Origin of the sequence: Dokdonia sp. (assembly GCF_039945015.1) — a bacterium.
Classification (GTDB): Bacteria; Bacteroidota; Bacteroidia; order Flavobacteriales; family Flavobacteriaceae; genus Dokdonia.
This window is the reverse complement of sequence record NZ_JBDUXP010000005.1, coordinates 1-12,363: the sequence shown is the minus strand read 5'-3', so window position 1 is coordinate 12,363 and position 12,363 is coordinate 1. Positions and strand designations below refer to the sequence as shown.

The following is a 12,363-nucleotide window of genomic DNA, read 5'->3' as shown; positions in this document are numbered from 1 at the left end:
ACAAATGTATATATGGATAATGTATTATTAATGTCAAATAATACATTATATTTGCTTTTAAGTACAATTTTATGTTTTATGGATGTGTTAAGCGATATACTTTCAAAGGTTAAACTTTCAAGTGTTGTATATTTTAAATCTGATTTTTCGGCTCCTTGGGGAATGGATGTTCCTAAAGGTCCTTTTGCTCAATTTCATATAGTTACGCATGGTCAATGTGTTTTAAAGACAAAAAACGAAATTATTCAGTTATTTAGAGGAGATATTATTGTTTTCCCATTTGGAGCAAGTCATTGGTTAGCAAATGATGAGGGTAGTAGGTTATATAATGGACAAGAAGTAGTAGATTCAATACTTTCTGGTATATCCTTATTTGAAGGAGATACTATATCTGCAACCTTAGTTTGTGGTCATTTTGATTTTGATAGAAATATGGATCACCCATTTATTAAAGAATTGCCCGCGATGATTAAAATCAGTGAATCTGATGTGAAACAATTTTATTGGTTGAGAAATATTACAGATTTGGTAATAGATGAGGCAACAAAAGAACAATCTGGAAGTACAGTTATTGTTAACAAACTTGGGGAGATTTTATTTATCCATACACTTAGAGCATATATAGAAAAAAATAAGTCAACATCTGGTTTTATAGCGGCAATTCAAGATGTACGAATAAGTAGAGTGTTAAAGGAAATACATTCTTTTCCAGAAAATGATTGGCAACTAGAACAATTAGCGCAAATTGCTGGTATGTCAAGAACAAGTTTTGCAAATCGATTTAAATCATTATTAGGGGAAACGCCATTTAACTATTTGACACAATGGAGAATTATACAGGCTAAAGAATTGCTTGCTGAGAATAGTTTATCAGTTGGCGAGGTTGCATTGCAAGTAGGATATAAGTCGGAGGCTGCGTTTAATCGTGTTTTTAAAAAAAGAGTAGAGCAGACACCTTTAAAGTTTAGGCAAAATGTGCTAGTTTCTTAATTTTGATTAAGTGAAGAGGGGGATCTTAACTGTTGCTAATAAGTCTTTTAATGATTTTTTTTGGGTTTGTTAGGATCAAATCCATACATAAATGTATTTAATTGTCCATTTGAGCTTTCCAACCCGACAATGTCCATGAGTTCCTCAAAGTAAGTGCAGACGCGTTCTCGGTCTTCTGTATCCAATTCTAAATAAAAAGATGAAAATCTCAAAAGCCCAATCTTGATCTTTTCTTGATATTTTTTGTCCGTTGGTTTTTCTGATGTTGCAACAGCTCTAAAATCAGTAGCGACTTGGTTGATATTTTCTGTAGAAAGGAGTTGTATTTTTTTGTCTGGAATTCCAGTGTAATAATTCTCTTTTATGAACTTTTTCTTTGCAATAAATTCTGCAAACTTTTCATTGGTGTTTTCCGGTGTTTCCATTTGGATTGCATGTTGTCCATAAGCAGAGAATGTCAAAAAGAGGATGAAAACTTGAATGTATTTGGTCATTTCTAAAAGTATGGTTTATAATGTGTAAGCATCTAATTTAGGAAATAAAATTGAGCAGATTGTTTATTAATAAATTAGATATGTTGTAGACCGTAATTTTACCTTTTAAACTGGAGCACAAATCGATCGACTTCTTTTCCAAATGTAGTTGTGTTTTGACTATGAGTATTATATTATTATTCACTGATTTGTATGATCGTAATTCACTTCAAAACAAACTGAAGCAGTTTTCGCGAAAGCGTACTTTAAAAATGAGCATAAAAAAACCTGAATATTCATATGAACATTCAGGTTTCTGACTATAGTTCCCCAAAAACTATAGTTCCATTTTCTTTAATTCTTTATAATTACGATCCAATCGTTTCATAAGAATTCCGTAAATCATTCTATAAAAGCCCCACATGAGTAGCATCATAATACCTATGATTACCATGAATTGTAATATGAGTACGGTCATGCTGCGACCTGCTAAATCTTCTGGATTATTCTGAGTTGTTATAATAAAGGCTATGGTAGCGCTTACAGCAAGAAATGCCATGCTAAACCAGATGTAATATTTTACAGTTTTTCTGGTCTTTATAATATTTTCTAATAATACCTTAGAGGAGTCTGTAGATTGTATTCTCTTATAATTTCTATAAAACCAAAGCACAAAAAAGATCAGGGCTCCTAAGTGTAAAACAAGGATAATATTATCAAATGTTTGTAGGCCATGCTCTTCTTCAAATTGTCGAGAGTCGCTTCCTCCAAAGGCAAATGATAGTAGTATCCAAAATCCAAATTCTAGCATACTAATGATAGAAATCCACTTTACAATAGAGGAAGATTTTTTTAGAAGCATTGGGTAAATGTCTTCTTTGGTGAGTTTAGGAAGCGTACCTTCTTGCTTCTGCCACTGTTTCTTTAATAATTCTAATTTATCTACCATAGTAGTTATGGGTTTAATATTTTTTTGAGTTTTCCTTTTACACGGTTCATTTTTACTCGGGCATTTACCTCTGTAATTCCCATGGTTTCAGAAATCTCTTTATAATTCTTATCTTCTAGATATAGGAAAACTAACGCTTTCTCTATATCGTTTAAATCTTTTATTGCACTGTACATTACTTTGAGTTGTAGCTCAACAGTATCATCATATTCTTCTGACGATATACGGAACATCACATTGTCAAAATCTTGCGTTTGTACAGTACGCTTTGATTTTCTATACAGTGTTATAGCTGTATTTAAAGCTACACGATACATCCAGGTACTAAACTTTGCATCTCCTCTAAACTTAGGAAACGCACGCCATAGTTGTATAGTGACCTCTTGAAAAAGGTCGTTGTGTTGATCCCGATTATTTGTGTATAATCGACATACTTTATGCACAATGTTCTGGTTCTCCTCCAGAAGCGTCACAAATTTCTCTTGTAAATGTTTATCCAATGATTGATCGTTAGTTATCTATAAGTAGCTCCTTTTTCTATAACGTTACAAAATTTGCAATAGTTTTTCTAGTATACGCTTTTGCAAAAGCGTAATTACAAATCATAATGCCATGTTAAGGAGTGGGAAAGGGTGTGTTTATGTATGGTATTTATCACGCATATACGTAACAGATTGTTCAATTAACTTTTTAAGAATCTCTATATCTACATCGGCGAGTTTATTGATATAGAGGCATGCTTTACTTGTTTTATGTTTCCCGAGTTTTTCAAGTAAAGGTCCAAAGTTGTTAAAACCAGGCATAATATACAGACTGATATTTTGTTTGCGAGGAGAAAACCCAACCAAAGGCCAATCTCCTTCACGACCACTTGCGTATACATAATGATACGTGTCAAAACCTACGATACTCTCCCCCCACATTTTTGGAGCAAGACCTGTTATATCAGTCATTAATTGTAAAAGAACAAGGCTATCTGCTCTTTTTACAGGATGTTCTATAGCATGTAAGAAATCTTCTACAGAAGCATCATTTACCTTTGTTTTTACATCACTCATTATAAGACCATTTAGCAATTCTTATATTTATCATTGAGTCCTACTCCTTCTAGAATCATTGGGGTACATTTTTCAAGTCTTCGCAATCGAGTTGCTTCTTGTTTAGCACCACCAATATGTTCTGTATATTCTCTTTGTTTACCAGGAGTTAATGCTTGAAATGCAATTTTTAAGTTTTCCGCTTTCGCGAAAGCGGACTCAAGTTCAGCAGGAATAACAACTTCTTTTTTAGAACGGTCAGGGCGAACCTCTTTGCCGTCTTTTGCATTCTGAATAGCTTCGAGTATATATGCTTTTAAAATACTAGAATCAATAGCCTCTATAGATTCATAATGTAAAGAACGCATCGCTTTGGTCTTCCCATCTTGTGCATTGCGTAATACTTTTTTACTATCCTTTAAAAATACACCTTGAAAAAACCAAAGTCCAAAATGATTTTTGAACCTTGCAATACCTATAACATTACGTCCTTGTACAGTATAACATGGGATATTCCATTTCCAATCCTCTTGTAACTCTGTTTCCTGTACAATTGAGCGTATATGATTAATGCCTTCTCTAAAAAGTGACTCTTTCTCAAAATAGGCATCGATCTTTTCCAGGGTAGTCATATTTAATTTTTAATAATTTTTACAGTATGGATCTCTTTTGCACCTGTAATACGTAAGAAATAAACTCCCTTCTTAAAAGAGCTACTATCTATGAATTCTCCAGTAGTTAATCCCGTAAACTCAGTCTGCAAGTATACTTGTTTACCACTAACGTCAAATATTTCTAATTTAGAAATAAATCTTGAAGGTGTTATAGTTACTTGAAATTGGTCTGAAACTGGGTTTGGAAATACACGTACAGTATTTTCAAGAGGTGTATCTCGTACTGAGAGTAAAAAATCATCATAAAGTGTTTGAAGTGAATCTATAGGTTCTTCTCCAAATGGCATTTCTTCTATATTTAACTCCAATGTAGGATCTCCAGGAGCATCTGTTTCTTGATATACAACAAGATAGGCAGAAGTAGAGGAAGTCCCTCTATCAAGACATCTCATATCTGCTCCTGCAAAGTTAGCCCCTTGCATAGCGGCCATAAGCTTGTCTGCAAGCGTTCCGTCGGTATCATTAAAGTTTGCTTCCATATTATTAAGAACCGTCTCATTAAGAAGGATATTACCTTGTACGCTATAGGTAGCTCCTTGAATATCATCTTTATAGTCGTCTGCAAGGTTCCCTGTAAATCCAGCTGTTCTAGGATTTCCATCTGGATCTAAGTCTGCAATACCGTATTGTCTAAATGCTGGATTGAAGTTTTGAGAATTACAGTTGTCATTATTGATTAAGTAATCAATAATTTCATCTGGAGAAAGACCTGCTTCCATTTGCTGGATGGCACTTGCTAGATTAGAGTTTGGGATACAAACATACGCTTGAGAGTTTACCCCGCCACGTCCAGGAATAATATCGGTAATAATATCTATAAGACCTCCAAAATCTCCTATCCCATCTACACAGGATGCCCCGGCAGAACCTACTTCGCCCGTATCAGGATCGACGGCAATTATAGAAAAAGTGTCTTGTGCATATATGCTAAGGCTTAGGAATGCCGCAATAAGAAAGATGTAGTTTTTTTTCATAGCTTTTTTTATAGAAGTTAAAGTTAATCAATTACTTGGAATGTCTTCGGTTTTTTAACGTTGTCATCGCTATTTTTTCCACAAAAATACAGTTGAGTATCAAAAAATAACGGTTGGGTAGTTTATGCTTTCGCGAAAGCGTACTAAGTCACATTTTTGTGCTGTAATCAATCAATCAACAAAAAACGATCATTATGAAGTATTTTATCCTCTTATTTTTATTTTTAGGATTTTCCATACACGCACAAACGACTATTTCTGGAACAGTAACCGATGCTAAAGGAACCCCTATAGAAGGTGCAAATGTATATCTCGATGGAACCTATGATGGTGGATCAAGTACTACAGACGGTACGTTTAGTTTTACAACAACAGAAATAGGAGATCAAGTATTACTTGTTACTTTTTTATCTTATGAACCCTTCTCTTTTTTTGGTCCAGTTTCTAGTATGACAAACCTAAAAATTCAAATGAAAGAAGATGTAAACTCTCTAGATACTGTAGTGATTTCTGCTGGGAGTTTTGAAGCTAGTGATAATAGTAAAGTATCTGTATTAAAACCTCTGGATGTAGTGACAACGGCAAGTGCTTTAGGTGATTTTGTAGGAGCTCTACAGACATTACCAGGAACAACTACTGTAGCCGAAGATGGTCGCCTTTTTGTACGAGGAGGAGATGCAGGAGAAACGCAAATCTTTATAGATGGAATCCGTGTATTTACACCTTATACTCCTACGGCAAATAATGTCCCTACACGAGGGAGATATAGCCCATTTTTATTTGATGGAATTACATTTTCTACAGGAGGATATTCGGCAGAATACGGAGAAGCATTGTCTAGTGTTCTTTTATTAAATACTGTAGATGAGCCTGATCAAAATAAAACGGATATATCAGTTATGTCTGTAGGTGGTGGACTAGGACTTACCAGAAAATGGGAAAAGTCATCATTAAGTGTGAGTACATCATATATAAACCTTGCTCCATATATCGAAGCTTTTCCAGATCGTAATGAGTGGTCAAAACCTTTTGAGTCTTTTGCAGGTGAAGCAGTATATCGTTACCGTACTACAGATGGACTATTTAAACTATACACAGCTTTTGACACCTCAAATTTTGAGATAAATCAAGAGGATATTAATCTAGAAGATGGGCTTGATTTTAAATTAAACAATAGCAACTTATACATAAATGGTTCATATACGGGCGTATTATCGGATACTTGGAGTCTTCAAACTGGAGGAAGTTATACGTACGGAAAAACAAAGCTTGGAATTATTACAAACGATATAGATGATACCGAAAACTCAGCACACCTTAAAGTAAAATTAAAGAAACGTTTTTCTAGCCGATTTAAACTTTCTTTTGGAGTAGAACAATTTATAACTGACTTTACTGAAGATTTTAGAGGAGCGTTTAATGATGTAACAGTAACAGATTCCTATGGTTATGATACCTCCATTAGTGCTTCTTTTATAGAAAGTGATATTATTTTTTCAAAAAAACTGGCTCTTAAAGTAGGAGTGAGGGGGTCTTATACAAATCTAGTTGACCAATTTACAGTATCACCTAGAATATCTTTTGCTTATAAAACTGGGAAGAAAAGTCAATTGTCTCTTGCTTATGGAGATTTTTACCAAAACCCAACCAATGACTTTTTGAAGTTTAGTCAAGATTTAGAAGCTCAGAAAACACAGCACTATATTCTCAATTACCAATACAGTAATAACGGCCGTATTTTTAGAGCCGAAGCATATAGAAAAGACTATAATAGACTTGTGACTTTTGATACAGAGTTTGCAGGAGTAGATAGTGTTTTTGAAAACGGGGGAGATGGTTATGCGCAAGGACTGGATATTTTTTGGAGAGATAATACGAGTATAAAGAATATGGATTATTGGGTGAGTTATTCTTTTTTAGATACAGAAAGACAGTATCTTAATTTCCCAGAACAAGCAACCCCTTCCTTTGCAAATACACACAACTTCTCTGCGGTAGCAAAGTATTTTATTACCGATTGGAAATCTCAAGTAGGATTTAGTTATCAATATGGTTCTGGTAGAACATATACAGATTTAAACACATCTGGATTTTTACAAGAGGAGACAAAGTCTTTTAATAGTATTAGTTTAAACTGGGCATATCTTATCTCGCAACAGAAAATCTTATACCTGTCTGTAAATAATGTTTTAGGATTTAATAATGTAAATGGTTTCCAATATAGCGATACTCCTAATGCAAATGGTGTGTTTGATAGGAGAACCATCACGCCAGCGGCAGATCAATTCTTTTTTGTAGGCTTTTTCTGGACTATAAGTGATGATAAAAATAGTAATCAGTTGGATAGTTTGTAAAACAAGGATTCCCCGACATAAATCGGGGAATTTTTAATGCAATAATATGATTACATACTAAAATGGATTACATCCTAGAGTTCCCCCAAAATTCTGACAAACTCCTGGTAATCTAGTACGGCAACCACCTGATGAGGTATAACAAGGGTCTCCTGCGTTTTTTCCTACGCAACCTCCTTTACAAAAGGCATCACCTGCTTGAATGCGTTGTTGTTCTGATTTACTTAACTGTGTTCCTAAATTTGAAATGTTTTTTAACATGATTTTGAAATTTTAGATATTAAAATAATGTGATCATTTAAAGACATTCACAGTTTATGTCTGCTTTTCGCGAAAAAAAACATGTAAGCAACTGATTATCAGTTGCGGTAATAATACCTAAAATTGACTTTTATATTTTATGATAGCAATATGTATTTCATAATCGATGCTGTTTTTTTCAAATACGTTATTCTTTAAATACAAACAGTAGGTTATCCATATGGATAACCTACTGTTTGTTCTGTATGTATTAAGATTAATTAAAGAAATTTTTAAAATCAATTCTTGCATATTCAGAATATAGACAAGTACGTGTTCTCTCTGGTCTTACAATAACTACAAAATTATTATTTGCCATAGGTCCACCACTACCAATAAATGATGGGTATATGATATCATAATATATATCACGATGTGTACTTCCTTGAATAATTCCATTTGTAAATATGGCTGCTTCGTTAGATTGTACAGAAGACAATGGATGTTCTGTAGCTGCGATTTCTATATCCTGACTAGATGTAGGAAGTGTTTTTGGAACGAAAACCTCAAAACATTGATCATTTAGAACGTAATTTATTAAATAATCGATGACTTGTTGTACTGTAGGAATTGCATCACCAAATGGTGATCCACTAGGTCCCGTACCACTAGGTAATGGAGGCGTAGTTGCAGGTGGTTCTGGAGCTCCACAACTCATAGGGTCATTTTGACAATTCATTTGATAAATAGCTTCTTGAATAGCTTCACTAATGATCGATGTTAAATTGATATAGAATTCGGTTTTAAATACTCCATTTGCATCGTCTCCAATTAAATCTTCCAATTCAACATAATCTTGACCAGCAGCGAGGTATGAGAAATTTTGTCGTGCATTGATGCTTTGCATAAAAGTTTCTGCAGTGACAAAAGAAATCCAATGCATGTTTGCTTTTAACTCTTGATTGTCAATAATAGGGTTTTTAGTAATATCCAGTGTACTATCATTTGTTTCTTGAATGTATAGTTCTGAATTTAAAGTGGTACTATCTTCTGTAATGATTTCATCATCTGTTGCGCAAGAGAATAGTAATAAAAGACAAGCTGATATTACGTAAAAATTATAGTTTTTCATAGTCTAGGGTTTTTAAATTATAGGGTAATAGTACTCTATTTTTATGCAAAACATAAGTGTCCTTATATAAGTGTATGTGTTTATTTCATTTTTGCAGGGGTTTATTTCATTTTTGATTTTAATTAAAAATCTTTTTAAGTACATAATCTTTTCGTCTGCTAGATACAGGAACTTTAAAGTCAAGGTGCACCACGAGGATGCCTTGTTTATTGTATTTAAGTACATGTTTCTTATTTACGATGTAGGATTGGTGGCATCTTATAAAGGTATCTTCAGATAGGATTTCTTCTACTTTCTTAATAGATTTTGATACCATAATTTTTTCCATTTGTTGTGTGTAGAAAGTTGTATAGTTTCCTTCTGATCGACAATAAATAATGTCATCTTCATAGATAGCATATACATTATCACTGGTTTTGAGAATGACTCTTTTATTTTTTACACCACTAAAATATTCACTAGAGATCTCTATTAATTTTTCTAAATGACTTTCTTTTTTTTCTTGTGTTGTTACTTTCTGTAATGCATTTATAAATTCTTCGGTTTCTAAAGGTTTAAGGATATAGTCTAATGCGCCTACTTTTATGGCTTTGATCGCATGGGTGTCAAATCCTGTGATAAAAATGATGTTAAAATCTTTAAAAGTTGTTTGTTGCAATATGTCAAAACTAGTACCATCACCTAGATGCACGTCTAGTAGGAGTAATTGAGGTTCAAATTGCTCAATAACCTTAATCCCAGAGGCAACGCTATCTGCCTCACTCACGATCGTAATTTCATTTTTGAAATGTGTTTCTATTTTCTCTTTGATATCAGCTCTTACGTTAGCTTCATCGTCAATAATAATGGCTTTAATCATGTTCTGTTTGTTTATAAGGGATTAAAAAAGTAGTGATTACCCCACTGGTAGAGGAATCAAGATCCTTTTTATTTATGTCGGTAATTTTTTGTTTGGTTGCTTTTTCTATAAAATTGGCTATCAATGTAGTGGATATCGATTTCTTATAAGAATTTTTAGTAGTATCAATACCTCTTCCATTATCTTCAATACGACATTCTAAAAATTCATTTTTCTCAGATAATGTAATACTTATTTTCCCTTTATAATCTATACCTTGAAAACCGTGTTCTATACTATTTTCTATATAGGGTTGCATAAGCATAGGTGGGATAAAAATGAAATCATCTTCTTCTAGGTCTTGTAAATGAATTTCATAATCAAACTTAGATGGAAAACGCAATAATTGGAGATCCATATACTTCCGCAGGGATTCTATTTCTTTTTCTAATTGGACATAGTTATTTGTGGAGTTTTCTAAAATAAGCCTAAGTAATCTAGAAAATTTTAATAAATAATCTATGGCTCCTTGTTGATCCTTTTTTATTGTATTTTGAATCGCATATAGAGTATTAAACGTAAAATGAGGATTCATTTGTGAACGTAGCAAACGTTGTTGCATTTGTAAGCTCATTGTATCAAAAGAGCGTTGTCGTTTTTTATAGAAATAAACCCCTAGTCCTATAAGTAATATAGATAGTACAAAGACAAATAATAATTGTGCTTGAGTCCTTATTTTTTCTATTTCTACTTGTTGTTTTTGAGCTCGTATAGCTTCTTTTTCTAAATAAGAAGTTTCTAAAGATTTTAATTGTGAGGTGTATTTTTTCTCATACCTAGCATTTTGATATTTTAAAATGGTATCTAAATATTTTTGTACTTCTTTAATATTTGATTTTGTATCGTATGCATATCGCATTTTATAACTTAATATATTGCGCAAAGTACTTTCTGCGATATAGTCTTTATTTAAGGTAAGTGCTTTGTCTAGATAATATTTTGCTGAGTCATATTCATGTAAATCTAGAGATACTTCTCCGAGATTTGCATAAGAGACTGCAATATTTTTGCTTCTTAATGGGGAGTCATTTGTTAACTCTAAAAAACGTACACCTTGTAAATAATTTTTTTTTGCTTCACTATAGTTTTTTTGCAGATGTTGAAAATACCCGTAGTGAGCATATAAATCATGTTTTGCATTTAAGTTAAGTGGTGCATCTTTTTCAATTAAATCTTCTAATGTTTGAATAGCAATTTCTTTGTTTGGAAAGTAATCGTATTGAATTTGAGATTTATTAATAACTGCAGATGCTAGGGTAGAAGAATCATTTGCTTTTTTAAGCATGTCTATTTGTAAATCAGCATTTTCTAATGCTTTATCATATTCCCTTGTTTTGCTATACGTATTTGTTAATTGATAATAGGCGACTGCTCTATATGGATAATTTTTTCTATCAAGTAATGATTCAAATCGTTTTGAAATAGCAATAGCTTCACCTATTTCATTGATACTTAAATGTACATCCCAGGCATTATAAAAATATAAGAGTTCTTTATCCCTTTTTATGGTGTCTTTAATACGCTCTATGGTTCGATATAAATAAATAGAAGCACTATCAGGTTTTCCTGTGTTAATGTAGTAAGTCCCTTTTAAAAAATCATTTTCAATAATGATAGAATCAGTAATAGAAGGTGTTGTTGTTATAAGTGTATCTGCTGTTTTTAAATAAAAAAGTGTTGAGTCAATTTTACTTTGTCTTGACTTCTCTTGTAATTCAAGAACAATACGATCTATACTCTTGTCAGTTAAATTCTGATCATTGGTACAAGAGAATAGTAAGAATACTGATAAAATACTATATAGGGATGTATTTTTTAACATGAGCCAAACATACAGAAATTGTTAAAATTTAAGTAATTCTTTATAATATATTACTATATAAATATAGTACAGATAAATCACATGCTTTGAAATTGCATTTTGAACTAGTTACTTTTTAATAAGTATAAGAGGGGAGTGGGGTTGTTAATCGTACGCTTTCGCGAAAGCGTATACTTATAAATATAAAGGAGTATAAAACAAAGAAGCCTCTACTAGAGAGGCTTCTTTTGTCAATGTATGTATAAAATGTTAGTGAATAATTAATTTTTCTGTAAATAATCCTTTATCCGTTTCAAGACGGAGTATATATGGACCTTTACTCATATTAGGGACTGGTAATTCTAATGTATTAGTTCCTGTTATAGGTTTCCATTGTTTTATTACTTGTCCTAGCATAGAGAATAGAGTAGCATTATTTACGTTGTTAAGCTCGCTTTTTGTAATTGTAATGATATGTTGTTGTGAGCTATAAAAGACGGTAATACTATTGATATCTGTCTCTAGGTTTTGTTCTAGAACCCCTAAGGTGTCGTCGTCTTCAGTATTTTCTCCTGTAGTTCCACCTTCTTCAGTAGTCTCATTTTCTTCAAAAGTACCTTCTTCTTCCTCTTGTTCATTTTCTTCAAAAGTGCCTCCTTCTTCTTCTTGTTCATTTTCTTCAAAAGTACCTCCTTCTTCTTCTTGTTCATCTTCTTCAAAAGTGCCTTCCTCTTCCTCTTCTTCCCAGTCACCGTTTGTTTCTCCTTCTTCTTCCTCTTCCCAATCACCAGTAGTATCTTCTTCCTCCTCTTCCTCTTCTTCTGTTTCTTCCTCTTCTTCC

At 32.8% G+C, this 12,363-nt stretch carries 13 protein-coding genes; 2 read left to right on the top strand and 11 right to left on the bottom strand.

Going from position 1 to position 12,363, the window contains the following annotated elements:
• Positions 1–12 precede the first annotated feature (12 nt).
• Positions 13–990, top strand: a complete 978-nt coding sequence (locus ABJD27_RS06000) for an AraC family transcriptional regulator (RefSeq protein WP_348168117.1) — start codon at positions 13–15, stop codon at positions 988–990.
• A gap of 47 nt (positions 991–1,037) precedes the next feature.
• Here the strand turns inward: ABJD27_RS06000 and ABJD27_RS05995 are convergent, their stop codons facing one another.
• The 6 genes from ABJD27_RS05995 to ABJD27_RS05970 all read right to left on the bottom strand — a co-directional run bounded on the left by ABJD27_RS05995 (position 1,038) and on the right by ABJD27_RS05970 (position 5,097).
• Positions 1,038–1,484 (bottom strand): DUF4844 domain-containing protein, encoded by a 447-nt coding sequence (locus tag ABJD27_RS05995; RefSeq protein WP_348168115.1) that lies wholly within the window; start codon positions 1,482–1,484, stop codon positions 1,038–1,040.
• A gap of 316 nt (positions 1,485–1,800) precedes the next feature.
• On the bottom strand, positions 1,801–2,412 hold the full coding sequence (locus ABJD27_RS05990) for a hypothetical protein (protein WP_348168112.1): 612 nt from the start codon (positions 2,410–2,412) through the stop codon (positions 1,801–1,803).
• A 5-nt stretch (positions 2,413–2,417) separates the two neighbouring features.
• Complete coding sequence (locus ABJD27_RS05985; RefSeq protein WP_348168109.1) at positions 2,418–2,912, bottom strand: sigma-70 family RNA polymerase sigma factor; 495 nt, start codon at positions 2,910–2,912, stop codon at positions 2,418–2,420.
• 138 nt (positions 2,913–3,050) lie between these two features.
• A complete protein-coding gene (locus ABJD27_RS05980) occupies positions 3,051–3,470 on the bottom strand; it encodes a DUF1801 domain-containing protein (protein WP_348168106.1) in 420 nt (139 codons plus the stop codon).
• Positions 3,471–3,481: 11 nt separating this feature from the next.
• Positions 3,482–4,081: a YdeI/OmpD-associated family protein gene (locus ABJD27_RS05975; RefSeq protein WP_348168103.1), complete on the bottom strand. Its 600-nt coding sequence runs from the start codon at positions 4,079–4,081 to the stop codon at positions 3,482–3,484.
• 2 nt (positions 4,082–4,083) lie between these two features.
• Entirely contained in the window at positions 4,084–5,097 is a 1,014-nt protein-coding gene (locus ABJD27_RS05970) for a DUF1028 domain-containing protein (RefSeq protein ID WP_348168101.1), read from the bottom strand.
• Between the two features lie 194 nt (positions 5,098–5,291).
• On the opposite strand from ABJD27_RS05970, the gene ABJD27_RS05965 reads away from it, so the two are divergent.
• On the top strand, positions 5,292–7,451 hold the full coding sequence (locus ABJD27_RS05965; protein WP_348168098.1) for a TonB-dependent receptor: 2,160 nt from the start codon (positions 5,292–5,294) through the stop codon (positions 7,449–7,451).
• Positions 7,452–7,508: 57 nt separating this feature from the next.
• Here the strand turns inward: ABJD27_RS05965 and ABJD27_RS05960 are convergent, their stop codons facing one another.
• The 5 genes from ABJD27_RS05960 to ABJD27_RS05940 all read right to left on the bottom strand — a co-directional run.
• Positions 7,509–7,712: a hypothetical protein gene (locus ABJD27_RS05960; RefSeq protein WP_348168096.1), complete on the bottom strand. Its 204-nt coding sequence runs from the start codon at positions 7,710–7,712 to the stop codon at positions 7,509–7,511.
• Positions 7,713–7,968: 256 nt separating this feature from the next.
• Positions 7,969–8,823 carry a hypothetical protein gene (locus tag ABJD27_RS05955; protein WP_348168093.1) on the bottom strand — a complete coding sequence of 285 codons (855 nt, stop codon included), beginning with the start codon at positions 8,821–8,823 and terminating at the stop codon, positions 7,969–7,971.
• Positions 8,824–8,941: 118 nt separating this feature from the next.
• Positions 8,942–9,682: a LytTR family DNA-binding domain-containing protein gene (locus ABJD27_RS05950; RefSeq protein ID WP_348168090.1), complete on the bottom strand. Its 741-nt coding sequence runs from the start codon at positions 9,680–9,682 to the stop codon at positions 8,942–8,944.
• Positions 9,675–11,543 (bottom strand): histidine kinase, encoded by a 1,869-nt coding sequence (locus ABJD27_RS05945; protein ID WP_348168087.1) that lies wholly within the window; start codon positions 11,541–11,543, stop codon positions 9,675–9,677. Before ABJD27_RS05945 ends, ABJD27_RS05950 begins: the two co-directional genes overlap by 8 nt.
• A gap of 249 nt (positions 11,544–11,792) precedes the next feature.
• Positions 11,793–12,363, bottom strand: a 571-nt coding sequence (locus ABJD27_RS05940) for a T9SS type A sorting domain-containing protein (RefSeq protein WP_348202009.1), incomplete at its 5' end; no start/stop codon positions are given.

Coding starts and splice junctions, on each gene's coding strand:
- ABJD27_RS06000 (WP_348168117.1), top strand. CDS start 13: ATGGATAATGTATTATTAATGTCAAATAATACATTATATTTGCTTTTA.
- ABJD27_RS05995 (WP_348168115.1), bottom strand. CDS start 1,484: ATGACCAAATACATTCAAGTTTTCATCCTCTTTTTGACATTCTCTGCT.
- ABJD27_RS05990 (WP_348168112.1), bottom strand. CDS start 2,412: ATGGTAGATAAATTAGAATTATTAAAGAAACAGTGGCAGAAGCAAGAA.
- ABJD27_RS05980 (WP_348168106.1), bottom strand. CDS start 3,470: ATGAGTGATGTAAAAACAAAGGTAAATGATGCTTCTGTAGAAGATTTC.
- ABJD27_RS05975 (WP_348168103.1), bottom strand. CDS start 4,081: ATGACTACCCTGGAAAAGATCGATGCCTATTTTGAGAAAGAGTCACTT.
- ABJD27_RS05970 (WP_348168101.1), bottom strand. CDS start 5,097: ATGAAAAAAAACTACATCTTTCTTATTGCGGCATTCCTAAGCCTTAGC.
- ABJD27_RS05965 (WP_348168098.1), top strand. CDS start 5,292: ATGAAGTATTTTATCCTCTTATTTTTATTTTTAGGATTTTCCATACAC.
- ABJD27_RS05960 (WP_348168096.1), bottom strand. CDS start 7,712: ATGTTAAAAAACATTTCAAATTTAGGAACACAGTTAAGTAAATCAGAA.
- ABJD27_RS05955 (WP_348168093.1), bottom strand. CDS start 8,823: ATGAAAAACTATAATTTTTACGTAATATCAGCTTGTCTTTTATTACTA.
- ABJD27_RS05950 (WP_348168090.1), bottom strand. CDS start 9,682: ATGATTAAAGCCATTATTATTGACGATGAAGCTAACGTAAGAGCTGAT.
- ABJD27_RS05945 (WP_348168087.1), bottom strand. CDS start 11,543: ATGTTAAAAAATACATCCCTATATAGTATTTTATCAGTATTCTTACTA.